General features: G+C 62.0%; 20 protein-coding genes and 1 tRNA gene. 11 read left to right on the plus strand and 10 right to left on the minus strand.

The window, feature by feature from the left end:
- Positions 1 to 35: 35 nt before the first annotated feature.
- The gene (locus tag TRD_RS04860) at positions 36 to 917 is read left to right on the plus strand and encodes a ParB/RepB/Spo0J family partition protein (RefSeq protein ID WP_015922007.1); all 882 of its coding nucleotides are present in this window, start codon (positions 36 to 38) and stop codon (positions 915 to 917) included.
- Here TRD_RS04860 and TRD_RS04865 read toward each other — a convergent pair.
- From TRD_RS04865 to ald, 3 genes are all read right to left on the minus strand, one after another.
- Complete coding sequence (locus TRD_RS04865) at positions 909 to 2,315, minus strand: glycine--tRNA ligase (RefSeq protein ID WP_015922008.1); 1,407 nt, start codon at positions 2,313 to 2,315, stop codon at positions 909 to 911. The genes TRD_RS04860 and TRD_RS04865 overlap by 9 nt on opposite strands.
- A gap of 72 nt (positions 2,316 to 2,387) precedes the next feature.
- Entirely contained in the window at positions 2,388 to 3,332 is a 945-nt protein-coding gene (locus tag TRD_RS04870; protein ID WP_143714630.1) for a tyrosine-type recombinase/integrase, read from the minus strand.
- Between the two features lie 69 nt (positions 3,333 to 3,401).
- Positions 3,402 to 4,514, minus strand: a complete 1,113-nt coding sequence (ald, locus tag TRD_RS04875) for an alanine dehydrogenase (protein WP_041436630.1) — start codon at positions 4,512 to 4,514, stop codon at positions 3,402 to 3,404.
- A gap of 281 nt (positions 4,515 to 4,795) precedes the next feature.
- Between ald and rseP the strand changes: the two genes are divergently transcribed.
- The 4 genes from rseP (at position 4,796) to queG (ending at position 9,521) form a co-directional block, all read left to right on the plus strand.
- Positions 4,796 to 6,112 (plus strand): RIP metalloprotease RseP, encoded by a 1,317-nt coding sequence (gene rseP / locus TRD_RS04880; protein ID WP_015922011.1) that lies wholly within the window; start codon positions 4,796 to 4,798, stop codon positions 6,110 to 6,112.
- A 106-nt stretch (positions 6,113 to 6,218) separates the two neighbouring features.
- On the plus strand, positions 6,219 to 7,370 hold the full coding sequence (gene ispG / locus TRD_RS04885) for a flavodoxin-dependent (E)-4-hydroxy-3-methylbut-2-enyl-diphosphate synthase (RefSeq protein WP_015922012.1): 1,152 nt from the start codon (positions 6,219 to 6,221) through the stop codon (positions 7,368 to 7,370).
- Between the two features lie 20 nt (positions 7,371 to 7,390).
- A complete protein-coding gene (locus tag TRD_RS04890; protein WP_015922013.1) occupies positions 7,391 to 8,356 on the plus strand; it encodes a carbohydrate kinase family protein in 966 nt (321 codons plus the stop codon).
- A complete protein-coding gene (gene queG, locus TRD_RS04895) occupies positions 8,343 to 9,521 on the plus strand; it encodes a tRNA epoxyqueuosine(34) reductase QueG (RefSeq protein ID WP_015922014.1) in 1,179 nt (392 codons plus the stop codon). The genes TRD_RS04890 and queG overlap by 14 nt, the downstream gene beginning before the upstream one ends.
- On the opposite strand, the gene ppc is transcribed toward queG, so the two are convergent.
- A complete protein-coding gene (ppc, locus tag TRD_RS04900; protein WP_015922015.1) occupies positions 9,484 to 12,270 on the minus strand; it encodes a phosphoenolpyruvate carboxylase in 2,787 nt (928 codons plus the stop codon). The two genes, queG and ppc, sit on opposite strands and share 38 nt — an antisense overlap.
- Before the next feature lie 137 nt (positions 12,271 to 12,407).
- On the opposite strand from ppc, the gene TRD_RS04905 reads away from it, so the two are divergent.
- Positions 12,408 to 13,187, plus strand: coding sequence for a type III pantothenate kinase (locus tag TRD_RS04905; RefSeq protein ID WP_015922016.1), 780 nt, complete (start codon positions 12,408 to 12,410; stop codon positions 13,185 to 13,187).
- A gap of 12 nt (positions 13,188 to 13,199) precedes the next feature.
- On the opposite strand, the gene TRD_RS04910 is transcribed toward TRD_RS04905, so the two are convergent.
- Entirely contained in the window at positions 13,200 to 14,321 is a 1,122-nt protein-coding gene (locus tag TRD_RS04910) for a M42 family metallopeptidase (RefSeq protein WP_015922017.1), read from the minus strand.
- Between the two features lie 86 nt (positions 14,322 to 14,407).
- Between TRD_RS04910 and fusA the strand changes: the two genes are divergently transcribed.
- The 4 genes from fusA to thrS all read left to right on the plus strand — a co-directional run bounded on the left by fusA (position 14,408) and on the right by thrS (position 19,614).
- A complete protein-coding gene (fusA, locus tag TRD_RS04915) occupies positions 14,408 to 16,570 on the plus strand; it encodes an elongation factor G (RefSeq protein ID WP_015922018.1) in 2,163 nt (720 codons plus the stop codon).
- A 77-nt stretch (positions 16,571 to 16,647) separates the two neighbouring features.
- Complete coding sequence (locus TRD_RS04920; RefSeq protein WP_015922019.1) at positions 16,648 to 17,076, plus strand: ribonuclease HI family protein; 429 nt, start codon at positions 16,648 to 16,650, stop codon at positions 17,074 to 17,076.
- A 245-nt stretch (positions 17,077 to 17,321) separates the two neighbouring features.
- Positions 17,322 to 17,395 (plus strand) — tRNA-Val (locus TRD_RS04925).
- A 428-nt stretch (positions 17,396 to 17,823) separates the two neighbouring features.
- The gene (thrS, locus tag TRD_RS04930; RefSeq protein WP_015922020.1) at positions 17,824 to 19,614 is read left to right on the plus strand and encodes a threonine--tRNA ligase; all 1,791 of its coding nucleotides are present in this window, start codon (positions 17,824 to 17,826) and stop codon (positions 19,612 to 19,614) included.
- A gap of 19 nt (positions 19,615 to 19,633) precedes the next feature.
- Here the strand turns inward: thrS and TRD_RS04935 are convergent, their stop codons facing one another.
- From TRD_RS04935 to TRD_RS04945, 3 genes are read right to left on the minus strand one after another with little or no spacing between them, the layout of a single operon-like run.
- A complete protein-coding gene (locus TRD_RS04935; RefSeq protein WP_015922021.1) occupies positions 19,634 to 20,599 on the minus strand; it encodes a dipeptidase in 966 nt (321 codons plus the stop codon).
- Positions 20,600 to 20,609: 10 nt separating this feature from the next.
- Positions 20,610 to 21,479, minus strand: coding sequence for a class I SAM-dependent methyltransferase (locus TRD_RS04940; RefSeq protein ID WP_015922022.1), 870 nt, complete (start codon positions 21,477 to 21,479; stop codon positions 20,610 to 20,612).
- Positions 21,473 to 22,297, minus strand: a complete 825-nt coding sequence (locus TRD_RS04945) for an HAD-IIA family hydrolase (RefSeq protein ID WP_041436637.1) — start codon at positions 22,295 to 22,297, stop codon at positions 21,473 to 21,475. Before TRD_RS04945 ends, TRD_RS04940 begins: the two co-directional genes overlap by 7 nt.
- A 113-nt stretch (positions 22,298 to 22,410) precedes the next feature.
- Between TRD_RS04945 and TRD_RS04950 the strand changes: the two genes are divergently transcribed.
- Positions 22,411 to 23,625, plus strand: a complete 1,215-nt coding sequence (locus tag TRD_RS04950; protein WP_015922024.1) for a M20 family metallopeptidase — start codon at positions 22,411 to 22,413, stop codon at positions 23,623 to 23,625.
- A gap of 3 nt (positions 23,626 to 23,628) precedes the next feature.
- Here the strand turns inward: TRD_RS04950 and TRD_RS04955 are convergent, their stop codons facing one another.
- Together TRD_RS04955 and TRD_RS04960 are read right to left on the minus strand one after the other, a co-directional pair.
- The gene (locus TRD_RS04955; RefSeq protein WP_015922025.1) at positions 23,629 to 24,363 is read right to left on the minus strand and encodes an RraA family protein; all 735 of its coding nucleotides are present in this window, start codon (positions 24,361 to 24,363) and stop codon (positions 23,629 to 23,631) included.
- A 16-nt stretch (positions 24,364 to 24,379) separates the two neighbouring features.
- The gene (locus TRD_RS04960; protein ID WP_015922026.1) at positions 24,380 to 25,234 is read right to left on the minus strand and encodes a DUF4349 domain-containing protein; all 855 of its coding nucleotides are present in this window, start codon (positions 25,232 to 25,234) and stop codon (positions 24,380 to 24,382) included.
- Positions 25,235 to 25,297: the final 63 nt, after the last annotated feature.

Consider the following 25,297-nt stretch of genomic DNA (forward strand, 5'->3'; position numbering starts at 1 on the left):
CTAGACTCGCATCGAGGTGCAGGCGGTGGAGGGCAATGGCACGCCGTAGTGGTTTGGGACGCGGGCTGGACGCCCTGATTCCTCGAACGACCGTCGATCCGGACGCGATCCGAGAGATCGCGCTCGACGACATCGCTCCCAATCCCCGCCAGCCCCGACAATCTTTCCCCGAGGAGAGCTTGCAGGAACTCGCGGAGTCGATCCGCACGCACGGAATTATCCAACCGCTCGTCGTGACCTACAGCGGCGGAAAGCCCCCTTATCAGCTGGTCGCCGGTGAGCGACGGTGGCGGGCTGCCCGGCTGGCCGGACTGACGACGGTTCCCGCTCTCGTCCGTGACCTGTCCCCGAAGGACGCGGTCGAAATCGCACTGATCGAGAACCTCCAGCGTGCTGATCTCTCGGCCTTGGAGACAGCCGCTGCCTACCGGACGCTCATCGAGGAGTTCGGTCTGACCCAGGCCGAGGTCGCGGCACGGGTCGGGAAAAGCCGCTCGGCCATCGCGAACACGTTGCGCCTGCTCGAGGCACCGGAGACCATTCAGCGAGCGCTCGCCATGGGCGACATCACGGAAGGGCACGCGCGCGCCCTGCTCTCCCTGCCAGATACAGCGAGCCAACTCGCAGCACTCCAGGAGATCCGTCAGCGTAGCTTGACAGTGCGCCAGACCGAGGAACTGGTTCGACGCTGGATTCGAGAAAAGAAACCACCACGTCGCACGAGTTCCCCACTCTCCCCCGAAATCGAGCACGTGCTCGATGCCCTCCGCTCACGCCTCCGCACCAAGGTCGAACTCCGCACCAGTTCGCGCGGCGGCCGGCTGATCATTCACTACTATTCCGCCGAGGAACTCGCGCGACTCATCGATGAACTCCTCAGGCAGGCCCACAACGATCACCTCGTAGAACTAGGCTGATCGCAGGCGCGCCTCGATCTCCTCGACAAGTCCTGAAATCGGGACCCGCACTTGTTGCATCGTGTCACGGTCCCGGATCGTCACGGTACGATCCTCGAGTGTCTGATAATCGATCGTCACGCAATACGGCGTCCCGATCTCGTCCTGGCGACGATAGCGCCGGCCGATGCTCTGTGTTTCGTCATACTCGATCCGGAAGTACTGGCGAAGCTCTTGTGCGACCTCGCGTGCCACGGTGACGAGTTCTGGTTTCCGCAGAAGCGGCAGTACTGCTACCTTGTACGGGGCAACTCGCGGGTGAAAGCGAAGGACGACGCGCGTGTAGGGATTACCGTTCACGTCGACCGCCGGTTCCTCGTCGTACGCATCGCACAGCAAGGCCAAGAAGAGCCGTTCCACACCCATCGTCGGCTCGATCACATGCGGGATATAGCGCTCGTTACGCTCCTGATCGAAGTAGGTGAGGTCCTCACCACTGTATTCCTGATGTCGACGCAAGTCGTAATCAGTACGATAGGCCAGACCACACAGTTCCTTCCAGCCGAAGGGGAAAAAGTATTCGAAATCCACCGTCTTGCGGGAATAGTGCGAGAGTTCCTGCGGACCGTGCTCGCGAGTCCGCAGGCGATCGGGCTTGAATCCGATCCAACGTAGGAACTGACCCATCTCGTTCAACCAGTGATCGAAATACTCCTCCCACATCTCCGGCCGAATGAAGTACTCGATCTCCATCTGCTCGAACTCGAGCAGGCGAAAAATGAAGTTCCCCGGTGTGATCTCGTTGCGAAAAGCTTTGCCGATTTGGCCGATTCCGAATGGAATTTTGACGCGACTCGTTTGCACGACGTTCTTGAAATTGACGAAGATCGCCTGGGCCGTCTCCGGACGCAGATAGACCGGTGTCGACTCCGTTTCCACGGGGCCGATGAAAGTCCGGAACATCAGGTTGAATTTGCGAACCGGTGTCCAGTCACGAACACCGCAAACCGGGCAAGCCAGATTCGCTTCCTGAACGAGTCTGGTCATCTCGTCGAGGGATAAGCCTTCCGTCGAGCGATGGAGCCGCTCCTCGATGAGCGTGTCCGCTCGGAAGCGACTCTTGCAACGCCGGCAGTCGATCAGCGGGTCGTTGAACTCTTCCACATGCCCGGATGCCTCCCAGACCCGGGGATGCAAGAGGATTCCACCATCCAGGCCAACCATGTCCTCGCGACGTTGAATGAAGTATTCCCACCATGCGTTCTTGAGGTTCCGCTTCAACTCGGCACCTAACGGTCCGAAGTCCCAGGTATTCGCCAGACCACCGTAGATCTCGCTTCCCGGATACACGAAACCGCGACGCTTGGCGAGCGAGACGATCGTCTCCAGTCGGACGGTGGCAGCGTGACGCGCGTCCATGGACGGTCCCCTCCTGAAGACAAACACAGCCCCTCGTTCTGGCGAGGGGCTGTCGAGCGATCACCAGTCGAATTACAGCTCACCTGCTCGGTCTCGAGCAGCCCCCATCGTCAACTCTTCATGGTAGCACCCAGGGTCGGCCACGAGTCGGCCATCCGACTGGACGATGCGCTCGAGGAGTTGCCGGTACACCTGCGTCGTCGCTGGACTGACATGCCCGAGTACCCGCTGGAGATCGCGCAGGTCCCACCCATCCACGAGAGCTCGAACGGCGAACGAGTGTCGCAGGGTATGCGGTGTTACCTCCGGGAGTCCAGCCGCCGCCGCGTAGTTCTTGAGGATCAACCAGAAACCCTGCCGAGTGAGCCTCGATCCGCGATGGTTGAGAAACAATGCCTGTTCGCCTTTCAAAGTCGTGAACCCTGGACGACCGCGTTCGAGATAGTCGCGAAGCGCTTCGATCGCTTCGCGGGCAAGAGGAACGACGCGTTCCCGTCCATTCGGGCGCCGCACGATCAGTTCTCCACGGTCCAGATCGACATCTCGCACGTCGAGAGCCGTGAGTTCACTCACCCGCAGGCCGGTCGTCGCCAACGTGATCAGCATCGCACGATCGCGCAATCCCTCCGGCGTGCGATCCGAGGATGCAGCGGCGATCAGCTGCTCGACCTCCTTGGGACCGATGGCGCGCGGCGCGAAGCGACCGACCCGAGGGACCGGCAAGCCATCGGCCGGATTCGCCCCAATCAGGCCAGCACGAACCAGGTAATGGCAGAATGACTTGATCGCCGCCAGCTTTCGCGCTGCCGTCGTTTCCGCGTACTGGCGATCACGCAGGTAGCCGAGAAAGGCCTCGAGATGCTCGCTCACCAACTCGCTCCAGTCTCTCAGACCGAAGCGCTCTGCAACGTAATTCGCGAACTGCTCGAGATCGTTCCGATACGCTGCGATCGTGTTCGGCGACAACCCTCGCTCGCGCACCACGCCAGTCAAGAACTCCTCGATCGCCTGCTGCATCGGTCCTGCCTCCACTCTCCGTCCGAATCGCGAGAAAACACGAAAGCTCACCGCACGTGCTACTCCCTTCTACAAGAGCTCATCGAGAGGCACGTACGGCAGACCGAACGACTCCGCAACGGAAGGATGCGTGATCCTTCCTCTAAACACATTAACGCCTTTGGCCAGCGCTCGGTCGCGCTGGACAGCAGCGACCAAACCGAGGTCCGCCAATTCCAGGACGTACCGCAGTGTCACATTGCTGAGTGCGAATGTGCTCGTTCGGGGAACAGCCCCCGGCATATTCGTCACCATGTAGTGCAGCACACCGTCCACGTCGTAGACCGGCGCGTCATGTGTCGTCGGCCGTGCAGTCTCGACGCACCCTCCCTGATCGATCGAGACGTCGACGATGACGCTCCCTGGTCGCATCGCCCGAACCATCTGACGAGTAACCAGTTTGGGTGCACGGGCACCAGGAATCAAGACAGCCCCGATGACGAGATCAGCCTCCCGTATCGCCTCACCGATCACCTGTTCACTGGAAACCCGCGTCTGGAATCGTCCGTGCAAGATCTGCTCCAGGTAACGGAGTCGTTCGACATTGATATCGAACAACAGGACATCAGCACCCAGGCCCAACGCCATCTGTGCAGCATTGGTCCCAACCGTGCCACCCCCGAGGATGACGACGCGGCCCGGTGCGACACCGGGAACACCGCCCAGCAAAACGCCCCGCCCACCATATGGTTCCATCAAATAGTAGGCCCCAACCTGGATAGCCAGTCGACCAGCCACCTCGCTCATCGGCGCGAGGAGCGGGAGCGACCCATCCGGTAATTGCACCGTTTCATAGGCAATCGCAATGACCTCACGCGCCATGAGTTCGCGGGTCAAACGCTCGTCAGCCGCGAGATGGAGAAACGTGAACAAAATGAGGCCGGGGCGGAGAAAGCGATACTCCGACTCGATCGGCTCCTTGACCTTGACGATCATTTCGGATTGCGACCACACTGCCTCCGCATCGTCGACCAATTCGGCTCCTGCCGCTTCGTAGTCGGTGTCGGTGAATCCGCTGCCGACCCCCGCCCCACGCTCCACGAGCACTCGGTGTCCATGACGAACCAGTTCGCGTACCCCGTGGGGTGGCTGGGCAACACGATATTCGCGGAGTTTCCTCTCGCGTGGAATCCCTATGATCAAGGCTCGACCTCCCATCCATGCATGCCGCTCGCGCGTCCTGCCGCCCATGCCGCCCCAACCGGCAGGACGGCGCTTATTGTCGCCGAGAGCTCGACTTCCTCACAAGCGGTGACCGTATGCTGCCAGCGGAGAACCGATCCTTTCCGAGCTCGTGAACGATTCCCCCGCGCCCATACCTCCAACGACGCACTCCTCAGCGACGAGCGATTTGACGGGAAAGCGTCGGCCCCGCTAGAGTTAGTCGGTTGGGCGGGTCATCCGACCCGAGAAAGCGAGTGACCATGCAAGCCCTCACGATCGTTCCGATCCTGGCTGTCCTCATCCTCGTACACGAACTTGGTCACTTTCTCGCCGCACGATTGTTCGGCATCCGTGTCCTCGAGTTCGGGATCGGTCTGCCGCCGCGTCTGTTCGGGATGCGGCGCGGTGGTGTCCTCTATTCCATCAACGCGATTCCGCTCGGCGGATTCGTCCGCGTCGTTGGCGAAGACAGTCACACGCTGGGGCCGGACAGCCTGCAAACCAAACCCCGCTGGCAACGGGCCGTTTTCTTCGGTGCCGGCGCCTTCATGAACCTGCTGCTGGCTTTCGTCATCATGATGACATTGGTCGGCTTCCGAGGGGAACCACAGTTTCATCTGTATGTCGCTGAGGTCGTGCCTGATTCACCAGCTGCCCGAGCCGGTTGGCAACCGGCTGATCGCATCGTTGCCTTGGATGGCAAACCGGTCCGCGATGCCTCGGAACTCGTGGAGCGGACCGAACGGGCAGCTGGCCGACCACTCCATGTCACCCTGCTACGGGGAGACGAACGGATCGACACGACAGTCGTCCCCCGCGAAAATCCGCCACCCGGCCAAGGGCGCACTGGTATCCGCGTCGTTATCGAACCTGCAGCGCGACTGACCGTCGCAACCGTCCAACCTGGCTCACCAGCTGACCTCGCTGGCTTGCGCCCGGGTGATCGCTTGGTACGGGTCGCGGGTTATCCAGCTGAGGATGCGGCCGTTTATTTCTTGCTGATCCAACAACATGCCGGTAAGGCGATCGAGATCACTGTCGAACGAGACCGGCAGCTCCTCACGGTCACGATCCACGTTCCTCCGAGCACGAGCGGTGAAACGCCGAACCTCGGCATGACGCTTCGCCCCACATTGGTGACTGCACCGGTCCCGCTCTGGAGGATCCCTCTCGAGGCTGCGAGACAGACAGCCATCATGGTGATCCAGATGGTGCAAGGACTCGCCATGCTGCTGCGCGGCGAAGCATCGCTCTCCGATCTCGCTGGTCCGATCGGCATGGGACAACTGACGTCCGAACTTCTGGCCATCAGCCCAGAGCCTGCTTGGGTCACGTTGGGACATCTGGCAGCGCTGCTCTCGATCAATCTCGCCATTCTCAATCTCATTCCGTTCCCAGCTTTGGACGGCGGTCGTTTGTTCTTCGTGCTCATCGAAGCGATTCGCGGTCGACGCATCTCGCCCGAAAAGGAAGGTTTGATTCACCTGATCGGCTTCGCCATCTTGCTCACACTCATGTTCATCATCGCGTTCGCCGACATCGGACGTTTGCTCAGTGGCGAATCGCTCCTCCGCTGATCGGCCGTAATCGTCGGGAAAAACGCAGTCAGGCATCCTTCAGGCATACTGGATTTAAGCGAAGAATCAGGGCGCCATCGGCGCCGGATCAGGAGGTCGACGCAGCATGGCCTATCAGCGACGCAAAACACGACCAGTTTGGGTCGGTGACGTTCAGATCGGTGGTGACGCACCGATCGTCGTGCAATCGATGACGACGACCGATACGCGCGATCCTGAGGCGACGCTCCGGCAAATTCACGAGCTTGCGGATGTAGGCTGCGAGATCGTGCGCGTTGCGGTGCCCGATCGAATCGCTGCCGCCGCCTTGGCGGACATCGTGCCCCGTTCGCCGATTCCGGTCGTCGCCGATATTCACTTCGAGCACACGCTCGCCCTCAAGGCCCTGGAGGCAGGTGTCCACAAGCTGCGGCTCAATCCGGGGAATATCCGCAAGCCGGAGGAAGTGCGCGAGGTCGTGCAGAAAGCGAAGGAGCGCGGTGTCCCCATTCGCATCGGCGTCAACTTCGGCTCCCTCCCGCCGATGACGCGCGAGTTCGTGGACGAGATGGCAGCTCGAGGGGCCACTCAGACGGAGCTCATCGCCGAGCACATGGTCCGCACGGCATTGAGTCACGTCAAGATACTGGAGGATTTGGACTTCGGGGATATCGTCATTTCCCTCAAAGCGTTCGAAGTTCCTGTCATGATCGAGGCCTACCGCCGCATGGCCAAACTCAACGATTATCCGCTTCATCTCGGTGTGACCGAGGCAGGTACACCAAAGGCTGGGGCGATCCGGTCAGCGATCGGCATCGGCACCCTCCTGCAGGAGGGAATCGGTGACACGATCCGGGTCTCGCTGACGACCGACCCGGTCGAGGAAGTCTGGGTCGCCTACGAGATCTTGAAGACGTTGGGACTGCGGGAACGAGGTGCCACGCTGGTCGCCTGTCCGACATGCGGACGCGTCGAAGTCGATCTCTTCCGTCTCGCGAACGAGATCGACGAGTACCTGCGCACCGTCAAGGAGCCGATCAAGGTGGCGGTGATGGGGTGCGTCGTGAACGGGCCAGGGGAAGCGCGCGATTCCGACGTCGGTGTCGCTGCCGGTCGTGGCAAGGGGGTCATTTTCCGAAAAGGGAAGATCGTTCGCCGGGTCGAGGAACACGAAATCGTTCCTGCCCTGAAGGAAGAGATCGAAGCGATCCTCGCCGAACGACGCTCAGGCTCAGCGCAGGCGCGACGCGAGATCAGTATCCCGATCATCGCCGACTGATCATCCGGCGAGGTGCCGACGTGCAACCGGCTCCCGAGTGGAAGTCGTCCGAGGAATCCGTCGCAGTCATCGGTAGCTCGTCCTGGGACCAGTTTCTCATTCTCGACCGATTCCCCCGACCAGGAGTCGGCGCGGTCGTCACTGCGTGCGCCGAGGCCGGCGGTGGCACGGCAGCCAACGTCGCGGTCGCGCTGGCCCGCCTCGGGGTACGTCCTCTGCTGGTCACGACAGTCGGGGACGATGCGTGGGGACAGCGATTGGTGTCCGAACTCTCCAGAGAACAACTGGAACTCCACCTCGTTCCCCCACGAGCACAGAGTTCTACCGATTACTGCACGATCCTCGTCTCGCCCGAGCCTGAGCGAACCATCCTCTGGTCCCCAGGAGCTCGTCTTCGGCTCGGTGATCCGCTTCCGCTGGAGCGCGTCTTCCAGTGCCGAGTCGTCGTCATCGACGTCGAAGACGACGATCTCCGCCAATTCCTGCTCGATCTTCCGGCGCACGTCGCACCGCGCACCCGCATCGTTGGGCCACTCACGCATCTCGCGACGTTACCGTGTGAACGAGCTCGTCGGCTGGCCATCCAACACGATGTGCTCATCGGTAACGAGGACGAAGCCTGCGCCGTCACGGGCTGCACGAGTGTCGACGCGGCGCTGGAAGCACTCCGCCGCTGGATGCCGCTCGGCGCGACCCGTCTCGTCGCGATCAGTCGCGGCCGAGACGGTTGCATCCTCGCCACCATGCGCGAAACAGTCCGGGTTCCCGCATTCGAAGTGAGAGCGATCGATCCCACCGGAGCTGGTGACGCGTTCGCTGCGGGCATCGTCTACGGCCTTCTTCGACGCTTGCCCCTCAGCGAACTCGGGCGACTCGCGAACGCCATGGGAGCACTGGCCACGCGGGCGCTCGGGGCTCGCGCCGCACTGCCGACCAGAGACGAACTCGAGGCTTTTCTCAGCGGAGTATCGCATGTGCATCGCTAAAGACGAACTCCGCGAACTCGCCGAGCGGAGCGGGCTGTCGCTCCTGGCGGTCACGACTGCCGATCCATTCCCCGGACTGACCGATCTGCTGCTCGCCCGCATCCGTGCCGGTTATCTCGATGGGATGGACTGGTTCGATGAGGAACGAGCCCGCATCGCTGGCGATCCGCACAACCTGCATCCCACGGCACGCAGCATCGTGAGTGTCGCCCTCCCGTACTGGTTGCCGGATATCGTCCCTCCCAACGACGGGATCGTCCGTGGTCGCATCGCCCGCTACGCCTGGGGGCACGACTACCATCGTGTCCTCCGCGATCGGATGCGACGACTCCACCAATCGCTCCAGGAACGGTGTGGACGACCGATCGAAGCTCGCTTCCTCGTGGACACTGCACGGATCGTCGACCGAGAAATCGCTGCCCGGGCAGGACTCGGCTGGCAAGGCAAAAACACGATGATCCTCGTGCCCCGCTATGGGTCCTGGGTACTCCTCGGCGAATTGCTGCTGGATATCGACATCGAGCCGGATGCGCCGCTGCGCCCACGCTGTGGGCGCTGCCAACGGTGCCTCGACGCCTGCCCGACTGGTGCATTGATCCACCCCTATGAACTCTTCGCTCCTCGTTGCATCTCCTATCTGACGATCGAGCATCGCGGTCCGCTTCCATGGGAAGTACGCCCGCTCGTCGCCAACTGGGTGTTCGGGTGTGATATCTGTCAAGAGGTCTGTCCCTATACCGCTGCCGCACAACGGGCTGACGATCCGGTCGTCTTCCCGGAACGCCTCGAGCACTGTTTTCCATCACTCGAGTGGCTGCTCACGATGTCGGAGGACGAGTTTCGATCCGTCTACCGAGACCGTCCAGTCCTGCGTGCGAAGCGGGTTGGTCTCGCCCGGAACGCCGCCGTCGCGCTGGGCAACGTCGGTGACCAGCGGCACTTGGAGACCCTGGCGTGGGCAGTCCTCGCGCACGATGAGCCCCTGGTTCGCAGTCATGCCGCCTGGGCGATGGCTCGGATCGACTATACCGCTAGCCTTCCCGTGCTCCAGCGTGCGCTCGCGCAAGAGAGCGATTCTTCTGCACGACAGGAAATCGAACGAGTGCTCGTTTCGCCACCTGCGCCGCTCAACCGGTCGTCTGCAACCCTGCTGCGATCGCATTGATGCTGTGATGGATGGCATCCAAGAGGCGCGATTGGCGCTCGCCCTTGCCGGCACCTGCCCGGTACCGACGTAACAAGACGATCTGACACGCATGCAGGACATCGACGTACGGATTGCGTAACCGCACCAGTCGGGCGAGGATCGGCGAACGCTCCAAGAGTTCGCATTGACCGGTGACTGCCAAAATGGTCCGCACCGCTCGCTGGTACTCTTCGGCGATCCGCTCGGCGATCCACCCGTCGTCCCCGGCGAGCGTCGCGTAGCACTCGGCGATCAGCATGTCCGCTGTCGCGAGGCTGATTTGCGCGTTATCGAGCAGCATTTCGAAGAACGGCCAGCGGTAATACATCTCGCGGAGTGTGGATTCCTCCCCCGCAGCCAGCGCGCGCTCGAGCGCTGTTCCCAGTCCGTACCATCCTGGCAGATTCACACGCGTTTGTGTCCAGCTGAAAACCCACGGGATCGCCCGCAGATCAGCAAAGCAAAGCCCGCTTTCGGGACTACCCCGGCGTGCGACTGGCCGCGACGCGAGGTTCAAACTAGCGAGTTCTGGGAAAGGCGTCGCACTGGTGAAGAAGCGGACGAACGTTGGCTCGTCCTTGACCAGCCGCTCGTAGGCCTCTTGCGACCAAGTCGCCAACTGCTCCATCATGCGGTACCACGATTCGGGCATCGACGGATCAGGATCGCTCCCGAGAGAACCGATCGATGCATGCGTCATTTGTTCCCAATGCCGCAGTGCGATGGCCGGGTCGCTATAGCGGGCAAAGATCACTTCTCCCTGCTCGGTTGTCTTGAGAACGGGTCGACGAGCTGCTGCTGGCCGGGCACGAATAGCCCGTCCCATCGGGCCTCCTCCTCGGCCGATCGCTCCACCACGACCGTAAAAGAGGCGGAGCTGGGCACCGAACTGTCGTGCAACCTCAGCCAAACGCTCCTGCGCACGATAGATGCGCCAATTGGAGGAAACATACCCTCCATCTTTGTTACTGTCGGAGTAGCCGAGCATCACCTCCTGCTGGTTACCGCGTAGCCTCACGACCGTGCGATAGATCGGATTGGCCAACAGGCGCGCGAGAATCTGGTCACAACGATCCAGCTCGGCGATCTGCTCGAACAGCGGAACCACGTCGATCCGGCAATGCCGAACGGCACCGTCCGTCGCAAAATCGATGAGCCCCGCCTCGCGTGCCAGCACGACCGTACCGAGCACGTCGGCCGGCTCGCGAGTCATCGAGACGATCACTGTGTGGCAAGCTCGCTCGCCGCTCAGCCGCTGGATCCGTCCGATCGCGTCGAAGGTAGCGAGAACTTCTCGTGTGTCAGGACTGAGCGCTCCCCGCGGAAGACCAAAGACACCTTGCTCGAGGCGAGTCAGCACGAGATGCTCCCGCTCGTCGCTCGGCATCGCCTCATAGCCGGCGCACCCTACCAACGCAAAGAGCTCGGCGAGCGCTTCGCGGTACCGAGCTGCATCTTGACGAATCTCCAGTTCGGCAAGATGGAAGCCGAAAACGTCCACGCGTGCGATCAAGTCAGCGAGCCGGCCATCCGCGATCCAGTGCCCTTCATGCTGCCGAAGAGAGTCAGCCATCACCTTCAAGTGAGTCGCAAATTCCTCAGGACCCGCATAGCCTCCCTGTTCTCCGCGCTCAGTTCGCCGCAAGCGCTCCTCGATGAGCCCGAGCATCCGCCGATACGGCTCGTCAGCCCATGCTCGAACTGGCGCAAAACCGAGTCGTTCCCGCTCCTGGTCGATCGTCGCCATTAACTCATCGGAGGCACCGCGCAAACGTGCCGAGACGCTCAGCGCTCGCCGGAGATCGACGACCTCCTCGAGGTAGCGTCGAAGAATAGCCTCGCGCATCAGCCGAGCCGTCGCCTCGGTGACGGCTGCCGTGACCGCCGGGTTGCCGTCACGATCGCCTCCGACCCAGCTGCCGATTCGGATCGGTAGCCTGTTCCAAAGCGCTTCGCTCGTCAGTTCTGGATATGCCCGAAGAATGGCTCGCCGGAGCGCACGCCGGAAGAAGGGAACGACATCGTAGATCGGACCAGCGAGAATCGCGATCGTGCTCCGTACCTCATCCAGCGGTGTCGGCCGTGCCAGGCGCGTTTCCGCCGTCTGCCAGAGAAGCGTGATTTCCTCGCGCAGGCGATCGAAGAGCCAATCACGCTCCCGCGGCGACAGTCGCGTATCGTCCAGCTGTTGGATCAACTGCCCGAGTGCAGCCAGCCGTTGGAGAACCGTCCGTCGTCGCGTCTCCGAGGGATGCGCCGTGAGGACGGGAAAGAGCAACAAGTCGTCGAGCAGTTCCTTCACTCGATCCGGCTCGACACCACGGTCGCGCAACGTCAGGAACGCTTCTTCCAGTGATTCGTGCAAAGCCCGTTCTTGTCGTTCACGCTGGCGCAGCGTTCGGACACGGTGATGCTGCTCGGCCAGATTGATCAAGTGAAAGAAGATACCGAACGCACGAACGAGTCCGAAGATCTCCTCGTCGCTCGCTTCCTCGAGCCGCGCGAGTAACCCACGAAAGGCATCACTCATGTTTCCAACAGTTCGCCCCGTGATCGACTGAAGCCGTGCCCACTCCACGAGGTCGAAGAGCTCAGTACCCCCCTGTTCGCGGAGCACGTCTCCCAAGAGAGCACCGAGCAGGTTGACCTCGTTGCGCAGCCCCTCGATCGGCTCAGCTCTCAAGGCCTTCGCTGACCGCTCATCGTCGAGCGCTCGTCCGCCCGCCATTGCTGGTCTCTCCTCTCCGTCGAGTCCTGCATGCATCCTCGCACGCACTGGTCGCGATCAGTCGCGTGATCTAGGGTACTCTCTACAGCTGTGAGAGTTTGCTACTCGGATCTCCGACGAGGACGAGGAGCCTGCCAGTGCTGATGGTGATCGACATTGGCAACACGAATGTCGTCGTCGGCCTGTTCGCCGGTCACGAACTGCGCGCTCGTTGGCGGCTCGCCACGGCCCGAGACCGCATGCCCGACGAATGGTGGGTCCAACTCAACGTTCTGAGTCAGAGCGCGGGGTTTTCGCTCGGCGAGGTCGTAGGGATCGCGATCTCGAGCGTGGTGCCCTCGTTGACAGCGACCTTTCAGGAACTCGCTCAGCGCTATCTCCTCGTCGAGCCGCTCATCGTCAATGGGGCTCAGGACTATGGTCTTCCCGTCCGCGTGGAGCACCCCGCCGAGGTCGGGGCCGATCGCATTTGCAACGCGATCGCCGCCGTCGAACGGTACGGTGCTCCCGTCATCGTCGTCGACTTCGGTACAGGGACAACCTTCGACGTGATCGATGCCGACGGTGCGTATATCGGGGGTGCCATCGCTCCAGGGATCACCATCGCCTTCGAGGCACTGACGCAGCGAGCAGCACGTCTGTACACGGTTGCCCTCCAGGCACCTCCTCGCGCGATCGGACGCAACACCCGCGAAAGTCTCCAATCCGGAACCGTTTTGGGCTATGCCGAACTCGTGCGTGGGCTCATCCGGCGCATCCGGAGCGAACTCGGGCACGAGGCTCCAGCGATCGCGACCGGTGGGCTCGCGACATTGATCGCGCCGCTCGTGCCCGAATTCAGTGCCGTCGAAGCGGATCTCACCTTGTACGGGCTCCGCTCGGCATACGAGCGAATGCACCGCTCCTTGGGGGCTTGAGACTCGCCACCCTCACTCGGTACGAGCGAGGAAGGAGAACCGCACCGTCTCGTCGAAGGAGCGTACCGCCGCTTCCAACAGGTCGAGCGTCGCGGCCACATCTTCCAAATCGAGCGTCTCCACTGGACTATGGGAGTATCGCCGAGCGATATTGACGACCATAGAGGGTATACCGCCCCGAGCGAGATGGATAGCTGCCAGATCGGACGTGCTCCGTGGGAACAAGGCACGTTGAATCGGAATACCGTGTTCCGCTGCCACCCGAACGAGAAAATCTCGCATACCCGGATGAGCCAGATGTCCGCGCACGCCCCCCATCCCGCTGGCCAGCGCCAGCACCGGTCCCTCACCCAGGCGAATACCCAAGTCTTTCACCAAGTCCGTATCTGGAGTTCCGCCGGCTGGCACCGTGTCCACGACGATGGCGGCATCTGGGGCAAGACGGTATGCGGCCATCTGCGCACCACGAAGACCAACTTCTTCTTGAACCGTGACCACGAGAACAGGTTGGCACCGTAGTTCGGCCCCGCGAAGTCGCTCGGCAAGACGCACGAGTACAGCACAAGAGATACGGTTATCCAGTGCCTTCCCACAGATGCGTTCGGGATTAGCGAGTCGCTCCACCGGCTCATCATAGGCGATGGGATCGCCGATCTCTATGCCGAGCGACCGAACTGCTTCGGCTGAGTCATAACCCAAGTCGACATACAGTTCACGAACCGGTGGCACAGAACGCTGCTCTTCAGCTGTTTGGAGATGGCCCGGACGAACCCCGATCACCCCGCGGTAACCACGGACGCGTACGCGCCGCCCCGGAAGCAAGCTATCGACCACACCACCGATCTTCTCCACTCGCAGGAAGCCGTTCGGCTCGATTCCCTTGACGAGCAACCCAATCTCGTCAGAGTGCGCAGAGATCATCAGGACCGGTCGCGAAGCGCGCGAAGGAAGCCAAGCGAACAGGTTACCGAACGAATCGACCTCGAGTGACGCAGCAAACGGGCGCAAGAGGTCTACCAGTCGAGCCACAACTGCTTGTTCGTGGCCTGAGACGCCATCGAGTTGCGCGAGTTCTTGGACTAGCTGGTACAGTTGCTCCTTCTCGGCCGCCCGACTCTGTTCCGGCCTGTTCATGTGGTCACTCCTCCATCCTGTGTACCTGGACCTGACTCAGCGCGTTATACTATCAAGCGCCAGTCCCGTAAGCCGAGGTGCGCCATGTGGCGACTCGTCCTATCACCAAGTCCAGTCAGCCAGTCGATCACTGGTCACTGGCAGCTGGTTTGGCTAGTGAGGAGGGTACGGTGAAGCAGTATCCCCCTGATCGGATCCGGAACGTTGCGCTCGCTTCACACGGTGGAACCGGCAAGACATCTTTGACCGAAGCACTCCTGTACGTCACCCACGCGATCTCGCGTCTCGGACGAGTCGAAGACGGAACGACCGTCTCCGATTGGGATCCGGACGAGCACAAGCGACGGATTTCCATCATCCTGAGCATCATTCCGCTCGAATGGCGAGATCATAAGATCAACCTTATCGACACACCTGGGTACTTCGACTTCGTCGGTGAAGTGCACAGCGCTCTACGGGTCGTCGATGCGGTGCTCATCCCGATGGACGCGACAGTCGGTGTGGAGGTAGGAACCGAGCACGTCTGGGAACTGGCGGAAGCACGCGATCTTCCCCGTGCGCTCCTCGTCAACAAGATGGACCGTGAACACGCGAATTTCGCCAAAGCGCTCGCCAGTGCTCGCACTGCTTTCGGGAATCGCGTCGTCCCGATGCAACTGCCGATCGGACAAGAAAAGACCTTCCGCGGATACGTCGACGTCCTCAGTGGGCAGGCGTACCAGTTCACCGACAACGGCGGTGCCGAACCAACCTCCCTTCCTGACGAACTGGTTCCACTCCTCGACGAATTCCGAACGCAACTCGTCGAAGCAGCCTGCGAAAGCGACGAGGAACTCACGCTGCGCTATCTCGAAGGGGACGAGCTCTCCCTCGACGAACTACGGGCAGGAGTCCGCGCAGCCATCGCGAGCGGAAGCCTCGTGCCCCTGTTCGTCAGTGCTGCGACGTCACTCAAGGGGGCTCTCCCGCTCCTCGACGCGATCGTCGATTACTTTCCAGCCCCGGGAGTGGTTCGCGGCGAACGCAATGACGGGCAAGCGGTCGAACTCGCTCCCGACTCCACTGGACCACTCGCTGCAGTCGTGTTCAAGACGATCGCCGATCCCTTCGTCGGGAAATTGTCCTATTTTCGCGTCTACTCGGGCACCTTGCGGACCGATTCGCAGGTCGCCGTCCCACAACGCGGCGAGACCGAGCGCATCGGCCAGCTGTTTATCGTGCGCGGCAAGGAGCAGACGCCGGTCGGACAAATCGGGCCAGGAGACATCGGAGCGGTCGCCAAGCTCCAGGTCGCGCGGACCGGTGATACGTTGACCGATCCGGCTCGACCTCTCCGACTCGCTGGCATCGAATTTCCGGAGCCGGTATTCACGGTCGCCGTGACCCCTCGCAGCAAGACGGACCTCGACAAGATGGGGACCGCGCTGCATCGCATCCTGGAAGAAGACCCGACCTTGCGTGTCGCGCGCGAGAATCAGACTGGCGAAACGTTGCTGTCTGGACTCGGCGAAAGCCACGTCCAGATCGCGCTCGACCGCATGGCTCGCAAGTTCGGCGTGCATGTCGACTGGAGTCTTCCGCGTATCCCCTATCGAGAGACCATTTCCGTGCCTGTTCGTCGTGTCGAATACAAGCACAAGAAGCAGACTGGGGGACACGGTCAGTACGGTCACGTCTTCCTCGATCTCGAGCCCTTGCCGGACGCAGAGTTCGAGTTCCACGAGACGATCGTCGGTGGCGTCGTGCCCAAACAGTTCATCCCCGCAGTCGAGAAGGGGGTCCGCGAGGCGATGGAGGAGGGCGTACTCGCCGGCTACCCGGTCGTCAACGTCAAGGTGACCCTCGTCGACGGATCGTACCACTCCGTCGATTCTTCCGAACTCTCCTTCAAGATCGCGGCGGCGCAAGCGTTCCGCAAGGGGCAGGCCGCAGCCAAACCTATTCTCCTCGAGCCGATCATGCGTCTGCGTGTGACGGTTCCCGATGCCTATACCGGTGACGTCATGAGTGACCTGAACGGCAAGCGAGCGCAGGTCCTCGGCATGTCGCCGGGTGACAATGGTCGAACGACGATCGAGGCACTCGTCCCCTTGGTCGAGATCCAGCGCTATGCGACCGAGCTGCGCTCGCTCACGCAGGGCCGCGGAACCTTCCACACGGAGTTCAGTCACTACCAGCCCGTTCCACAGCATCTCGCCGAAGCGATCATCCAGGAATCGCGTGCTCGTCACGCGGCGGTCGCCAGCTGACGACGCTGACTGGAATCACGAGGAATCTGGGAGCTGGGCACCGGCCCAGCTCCCAGGTTGTCGATGAGGGGATAAGGATGGAGACAGGCCAGCCGCAGGAAGATCGGCCAACGATCGTCGTGATCTTCGACGGTGGTTCTCAGGGCAACCCTGGTCCCGCTTATGGCAGCTACCGGCTGGAGATACCCGATCGACCACCGGTCGTCCAGCGAATCGACTTCGGCGAAGAACTGACGAATAACCAAGCCGAATATCGTACGCTCCTCGCGGCACTCCACGTGCTCCTGGCAGAACTCGAGCAAAATGGTGCGTCGCCAGCGAGTTTCGCCGTGTCCATCATGACCGATTCCGAACTCGTTGCGCATCAACTGAGCGGCAAGTACAAGGTCAGGCATCCGAACTTGCAGCCGCTCTATCGCGAAGCCATGTCGCTGCTCGATCGCTTCGCTGAGTGGAGCATCACGTGGCGTCCCCGCGAGGTCATCTACAGCTACTTCGGCCACTGAAGGCAAGCTTCTGACGAATCAGGCAGCCACAAGCTGCGGCAACCCGCGATCGAGCAGCCGGAACACCAGCGATGGCGGGAACACGCTTCCAGCACGCCCCTGACGCAAAAGTGCGCTGGCGTCTCAACGCACGGTCAGGATGCTGGTGATGAGGAAACGAACGCAGCGGACGGGCGGTCGGTAACTGGACTGCGGAGCAATCTCTTGCACGGAGTAACCAGCTCGGCTATAATCCGTAGCGGCATGGGCGGTTAGCTCAGCTGGTTAGAGCGCCACGTTGACATCGTGGAGGTCAGTAGTTCGAGTCTACTACCGCCCACTCCGTACCCCTCGCCGCAAGCGAGGGGTACGCTCTTTTCGGTCACGCTTCTCTCCGCGATCCCCCATCGCCCCTCCTTCGCACCGCCTTCCACCCACACCCGCTCTCGTTGACGACAGTGACACGCGCGACTACCATTCCCGTGAGGAAAGGCGATGACCGGGACACGCGGCGGTTGCTGGCCTCCAGAGAGGCCGGGCCGGTGGCTGGAAGCCCGGCTAGGTTCCAGTGATTGCGCGCACCTCCCGCGAGCTGGTCCGGCGACGATGCGTAGCCGGTCCCGGAGCCCCCGTTATCGGGCATCCCGAGAGCCGTTGGCTGGATGAGCCAGCGGAAAGTTGGGTGGAACCGCGTCAGGCTCGGCCTGTCGTCCCGACGGACGGCAGGCTTTTCCGTTCGTGGACTGCAGCACGAGGGAGGAACGAGCGATGAGCGATCTGACCAAGGAGATGGATCTCGCAGTCGCACCCGAGAGCGAGCACGAACTCGATCTCGCCCGCATGCGGCACTCCTGCGCTCACGTCATGGCGCAAGCCGTGCTCGAACTCTTTCCGGGTGCCAAGTTGGGTATCGGACCAGCGATCGCTGACGGTTTTTATTACGATTTCGACTTGCCACGTCCCTTGACGCCCGAAGATCTCGAGCATATCGAGCGCCGGATGGAAGAGATCAAAGCAGCAGCTTACCCGTTCGTCCGGCGTGTCGTCACGCGGGAGGAAGCCCGCGAACTGTTCCGCGATCAACCCTACAAGCTGGAACTGATCGCCGAGTTCCCACCCGACGAAGTGATCACAACCTATACGCACGACGGCTTCACCGATCTGTGCCGCGGGCCGCACGTGCGGGATACATCGCAGATCGGCTTCTTCAAGTTGTTGCGGGTCTCCGGTGCGTATTGGCGGGGAGACGAGCGACGTCCACAACTGCAACGCATCTACGGAACATCCTGGCCAACTCGCGAGCAGTTGGACGCCTATCTGCATCGCCTCGAAGAAGCTGAGCGCCGCGACCACCGTCGCCTCGGTCGCGAGCTGGAACTTTTTCACTTCGATCCGACTGCTCCGGGTATGCCGTACTGGTTACCGAAAGGGTTGAAGATTCTGAACCTTTTGCTCGATTTCTGGCGGCAGGAACACGAGAAGCGCGGGTACCAGGAAATCGCGGCACCGCTCATCAACGATAAGAGTTTGTGGGAGGTCTCCGGGCACTGGGATCACTATCGCGAGAACATGTTCCTTATTCAGCTCGATGAGCACCTCACCTACGGTGTCAAACCGATGAACTGTCCCAATGCGATGATCGTCTATAACCTGAAGAAGCGGAGCTACCGTGATCTACCCCTCCGACTTTCCGACTGCGATATCCTGCACCGTTACGAGCGCTCCGGCACATTGCACGGTCTTCTCCGTGTCCGCAAGTTCCAGCAAGATGACGCGCATATCTTCGTCACCGAGGACCAGATCGAGGAGGAGTTCGCTCGAATTTTGGAAATTGCGCAGCTGTTCTACGGGATTTTCGGTCTCCGGTACACGCTCCGACTGGGTACGCGCCCTGCCGACTTCATGGGCGATCCCGAGACCTGGGACAAAGCCGAAGCAGCGTTGCAACGGATCCTCGATCGCCATGCCGGTCCTGGGAACTATCTCATCGGTGAAGGAGAAGGAGCCTTCTACGGGCCGAAGATCGATATCCTGATGGAGGACGCCCTTGGTCGCCAGTGGCAGACAGGAACCATCCAGCTCGACTTCCAACTGCCCCGTCGCTTCGGCTGCACGTACACGGACCGTGACGGAACGGAGAAGACCCCGGTCGTCATCCACCGCGTGATCTACGGCTCCCTGGAGCGCTTCATCGGCATCCTGATCGAGCACTTCGCTGGTGCGTTCCCGGTCTGGCTGGCACCCGTCCAGGCGACCATCATCCCGATCGCCGATCGTCATCTTCCCTACGCCTACCGGGTCCGCGATCGCCTGCGCGACGCTGGACTCCGCGTCGAGGTGGACGACGGAGACGAACGGATGCAAGCCAAAATCCGGAGCGCCCAGCTACAGAAGATTCCCTATATGCTGGTTGTCGGCGACCGTGAGGTGAACGAGGAGAGCCTGGCTGTTCGTTTGCGGACCAACGAGAACATCGGCTCGATGTCGATCGAGCGCTTCATCACGATGGTTCAGCGCTTGGTCGCGGAAAAGTCGCTCGAACTCGTGACGGACGTCTGATAAGCGGCGACTGATGGCGCTACGATCGCCACACGGCGCGGAACACGCGCAGCCAGTTGTCGCGAGAGATTTTGCGGAGCGCCTGCTCGTCGTAGCCGTGTCGTGCCAGCGCCTCGACCAGTCGAGGCAGCTGGGCGGCATCCGCGAGTTCAGCGGGCATCGTGGCACCATCGAAATCCGAGCCGAACCCGACGTGATCGACCCCGACGAGCTGAACGATGTGGTCGATATGCGCGATCACATCGTCCAGCGTCACATCGCTGGGTCGCTCGGCTCCTTCGCGGATGAAGCCCACGTGGAAGTTGATCCCCACGAGGCCGTCTTTCTCAGCGAGGGCTCGGATTTGGTCATCGGTCAGATTGCGTTCCACAGCACAAAGCGCGCGACAATTGCTGTGACTTGCGACCACCGGTCGCGTCGATTCTTCCAGCACGTCCCAGAAGCCAGCATCGTTGAGATGCGAGACATCGATCAGGATCCCCATCTCGTTACACGCACAGACCAACTCGCGCCCCAGCTTGGTGAGCCCACCTCCGCGATTCTCCGGACCGACACCCTCGGCGAATATGTTCGGACGACTCCAGGTGAGCCCGAGCGAACGCAAGCCAAGGTCGTAGCTCAGTCGGAGAACCGCGAACTCGGCATCGATCGCCTCTGCACCCTCGAAGTGCAGAATCGCGCCGAAAACGCCCCGATCCAAGCACCGCTCGAGTTGGTCGACGTCGGTCACGATTTCCATCGCACCGCGAGAGCGAGCGACGGTCGCCCGTAGGCGATCCACGCCGCGCATCGTTCTGGCCAGCGCTTGCGCCGGTAGATACTCGTTGCGAACGAAGACAGCGCTCAGCATCGCACCCAGGCGCCCGCGTTGGGCACGCGGCAGATCGACGTGCCCTTCGTGACTTTCGACGAGAAAGTCTCGACCGGTCTCGAGGAGAGAGAGGACAAAATCGCTGTGCCCATCGATGATTGGACCCCAGTCCACGAGAACCTCCTCACGGCATCGCTCGGCCGACCACCTGTGCTTCACCAGCCCGAGCACCCTCCAGCATCTTCGGCTTGGACGCTGTGACATGCAGCCCAGCAGCCAGAGTACGCCTCCGGCAAAGGAGATCTTCCACCGCAGCGAGCCGCCACGTCACCAGAAAGACGAGACGAGTCAGCAGTCGCACCACCGGAACCGGGAGCCAGCCAGGCGCACCGGCCACGCGCTCCCGCTGCCAGTAGTCGATCAGATCGTGCAGCTGACCGACGAGATGAAAACTGTAGCGCAGGAATTGGATTTCGAAACCGATACGAGCCAACAGGCGTATGATGTCCAGATCGGAAAAGCGCTGGATATGCCCGACGTGATCGCGTTTCCAGCGAAGGATAGGCCAACGCTGGCTGGCTCGCAGCCACCAGTAGATCGTCGCTGGCTGTGCTTCCAAAGGGACGAACGCATGCAGTACACCGCCTGGGCGCAAAACACGCGCACACTCGGCGATCATCCTCGCTGGATCCGGTACATGCTCCAACACGTCCAGAAACACGACAGCATCGAAGCTTCCGGAACGGAACGGAAGACGACAGGCATCGAGGACGACGTACGGCCCGTTCGGATCACGCTCGCGCGCCTCGCGGATCGCCCGGCGACTGAGATCACCACCGACGACCCAGAGATCCGGCCGCTCCCGGTGAAGCGCCCGCACGTAGCGTCCCGCTCCACATCCAGGAACCAGTACCCGACCGTTTACGCTCGCGAGGGCTTCCAATGCGAACCGCAACCGCAGGGCGCCGAGATGCCACCCGCACGGCGAAACGTCGTCCCGGCCTTGAATCGTCCGGGGATCATCGACCCGGTACCGGCCGACCTCTTTCACCATCGAAGGCTCCGTACCGCCGCGAGCAGCTCACGCAAATCGCTCAAAACCAGATCGGGAAGCCATTCGGTCATGGTGAGATCTTCCCGCGTACTCACTCCCGTGAGGACGAGAGCGGTTCGCGCACCGGCTCGCTTGCCTGCCAGGACATCGGTATCCAATCGGTCACCGATGACGAGGAGTTCGTGCGGTGACAGACCCATCACGTCGGCAGCACGCAACAGCATGGCCGGCTCGGGCTTACCGATCACGAGCGGTGTCCGATCCGTCGCTGCCTGCAGCGCCGCAACGATAGCACCAGAGCCAGGAATCAGTCCGTCCTCTGAAGGAAAAGTGCGATCCGCGTTCGTCGCGATCCAGTCAGCACCATCGCGGATCGCCAACGTGGCGATCTTGAGTTTCTCGTAGGTCAGGGTGAAATCTGCTCCGCTCACCACGACTTCGGCATCACGCCCAGCCGAGACGAAGCGCCCGTCGCCGAGGATCGCTTCTACCAATGCCGGCATACCCAAGACATAGACGCGCGTGCCAGGTCGGTAGTGCAGACGCATCCAGTCGCGCGTCGCGATTCCCGATGTCACGATCTGCTCAGCGGCAACTGTCATGCCGAGACGAGCGAGCTTCGCCGCGTACTCCTCGGGCGTCCGCGTCGAGTTATTCGTCACCATGGCAAAAGGGATTCCACGACGCTGGAGCTCAGTGACGAGCTCCACTGCTCCCGGCAAGACATGCTCGCCACGGTACAACACGCCGTCCATATCGAAGGCGATACCGCAGACCTCGGCGAGTACCGCTTCGACCACAGCTGTTCCGCTCTCCATGATTCGCTCGATCCTCGCTCCCACTCGCATCTTGACGCCGTGCTTTCTCTCGCCGAGCATAGCATAGTGTCGATCGTGTCTTGTGGAAGTTCGAGCCGGGAGACGAGCGAAGCATGAACGAAGCGCCTTTCGACCCAAAGGTCGCCGAGATCGTATTGAGGAGTATCGACCAGGACGAGCTCACCGATCTGGCCAGCCGACTCGTGCGTATTCCCACCGTGAACCCGCCTGGCGACGTGCGGGAAGCAGCCGAACTGTGCGCTCGCTTCCTCGATCGAGCCGGCTTCGCGATCGAGTTCGACGCAGCCGAGCCCATGAAGCCGAACCTGATCGCCCGCTACGGGTCCGGAGCCCCGCCGGTCCTGTTGTGGAATTCTCACCTCGACGTTGTTCCGGTCGGCGAGGAGACCGCGTGGACCGTACCGCCGTTTGCCGGACTGGTCCGGGATGGCAAGTTGTATGGGCGGGGAAGCTGTGATATCAAGGGCGGTGTCGCTGCTCAACTCGCCGCGGCGACTGCCATCGCCCGCTCGGGAATCGATCTCCGCGGCACACTCATCGTCACCGAGGTCGCCGACGAGGAAGTCGGCGGCCAGCTCGGCGCCAAACGCATCGCCGAGCGCGATGATCTCCGACCTGATTACGTGCTCGTCGCCGAACCGACAGCCAATCGTATTTGCATCGGTGAGCGCGGGGGCGTTGGTATCCGCGTGACGGTATTCGGTCGCACGGCGCATGGCGCGCTGCCTTGGGAGGGAGCCAATGCCATCGAAGGCATGGCGCGTGTTATCACAGCCTTCCAGCACGAATTGTGGCCACGCCTGGCTGCACGCAGACACCCATACTTCGCCCCCGCATCGGCCACGATCAGCTTGATCCAAGGTGGAGTGAAGACGAACGTGGTGCCGGATCGCTGCTCGATCTACATCGATCGCCGCTTGATTCCCGGAGAGCAGCCTGAGGAAGCGGTCGCTGAGGTGCGCGAGGTCGCCCAGCGCGCACTCGAGGAAGTTCCCGGACTGCGTGTCGTCGTCGAAGCAGCCCCCGAGTGGCCTGGCCGCCCAGCGATCCTCCAGCCAGAAGACTCGCCCCTCGTCCGCACGATGACCGCGGTCAATGCCTATCTCGGGCTCGATACGACCCTGACCGGTTTCAGCATGGGGACAGATGGCCGCTTCTTCGCTGCCCGAGGCTGCCCCACGCTCATCTACGGGCCAGGCGATCCGCGTCTCGCGCACCAGCCAGACGAGTGGGTCAGTCTGGACGAACTCGTCGATTGCGCACGCGCCTACGCACTCGCTGCAGTGGCTCTTCTGACCAAGCCGTGAGTTTCAAGCTCGTTCGCGTTGGCTCCGCCACTCGCCGAATTCACGACGGGTCGCCTCGTCCGGCGGATAGGTTCCCCAAAGCGATGCGCCATCGCGGACACGTTGGAGCAGAAAGGCCTCGAGCACTTCTTGCTCGGCTGCGGCGACCGCCACCTCTTCCACGAGATGGCGCGGCACGACGACCACACCCTCTCCATCACCCACGATCATGTCACCGGGAAGCACCGTCGTGCCCGCGCAAGCAATCGGCACATCGTAGGCGATCGGGACATGCAAGCTCTGGGAAAGCCCGGCATGCTGACCACGCGCGTAGGCGGCCAGTCCCAGTGCTACGATCCCCGGTGTATCGCGGAAAGCTCCATCGGTCACGATGCCGACACCACCACGAGCCATCACGCGAGCCGCGAGAATGTCTCCCAACACACCCGCACCAGTCTCTCCGCGTGCCTCGATGACCAGCACATCCCCTGGTTCGATCGATTCGATCACCACACGCTGGGGATTACGCTGCGGGTCCCGCTCCAGTTCCGCCAAAAGATCTTTACGCGCTGGAAGGTACCTGAGCGTCCGAGCCCGTCCGACGACGCGCGTGTCCGGCCGCAGCGGCCGGACCTCGTGGAGGTATTGGTTACAGAAACCACGTCGATAAAGTTGCGTCCAGACCGTCGCTGTGCTGACCTGCCGCAAGAGCTCGATGACATCTGCAGTGTAATGACCCCGTCCGCCATCCGACCACACTGGCGTGCTCCTCCCCTCACTCAGGTGCGACCCTTCTGAGCCTGCCCGCTCGCCCGCGCCAGAATACGGCGAGAACCAGAAAAGCGACAATGAGGATGCACCAGATCCACCACAACGCCACACTGATCCAGACCGTCCCCCGTAGGACGATGCGCAGAAGTGCCAGTGACGTTTCCCAGGCCTGTCGGGCCGTCTGACTGAGACTGGGCTCGGTCGCTTCCGTGGTCGGTACCAGACTGAGACGAACCTCTGCAAAGGTCGTTCGCCGCTCCAGATAGCGCGCCCGCTCGGCGAGCTGCTCGAGTTCGGTACGGATCCGAGCGAGTTCCTGCTCTACGCGCAACACCTCGTCGATCGTCTGGGCACGGTTCAGAAGGTCGAGCATGCGCTGCTCGGTCGCCTCCAGCGCGCGTCGCCGGGCAGCGAGATCGATCGTCTCCTCGGTCACGTCGCGTGAGAGGAGACGCTGACTCGCCACTCGTTCGACACCGGCTACTGCAGCGAGATCGGACAGAAACGACTGCAATCGCTGCTCTGGTACGAGGACAGTCAAGGAGGCGAACCGGGGCGCACTGAACCCGCGCAGGTCACTGATATCAGCCTCCGCCACATACCCACCATAGTCGCTGATCTTCCGCTGAATTTCGACCGCAGCGCGACGATAATCCCCGCACATCAGCGTGACCTCCGCTTCCCGCACGACGAAGCGGCCGAGCGCACTGCCGTTGTCGGCACGTCGCTCGCCGAGCACGCTGCCCCCGCTCGAGGGCACCGGCGGAACCGCCGTCGCGACATCCGGGGACGGTCGACCAGCGCGCGTACAAGCAGAAATGACCAGGACGAGCAGCATCAGCACGAGTGACCAGCGCATCGGCGTACCCCTTTCACTCTTCGGACGCCGGAAGGCTGCTCGCGGTTCCCACAGCAGAAGCGT

Origin of the sequence: Thermomicrobium roseum DSM 5159, from assembly GCF_000021685.1 — a bacterium.
Lineage (GTDB): Bacteria > Chloroflexota > Chloroflexia > Thermomicrobiales > Thermomicrobiaceae > Thermomicrobium > Thermomicrobium roseum.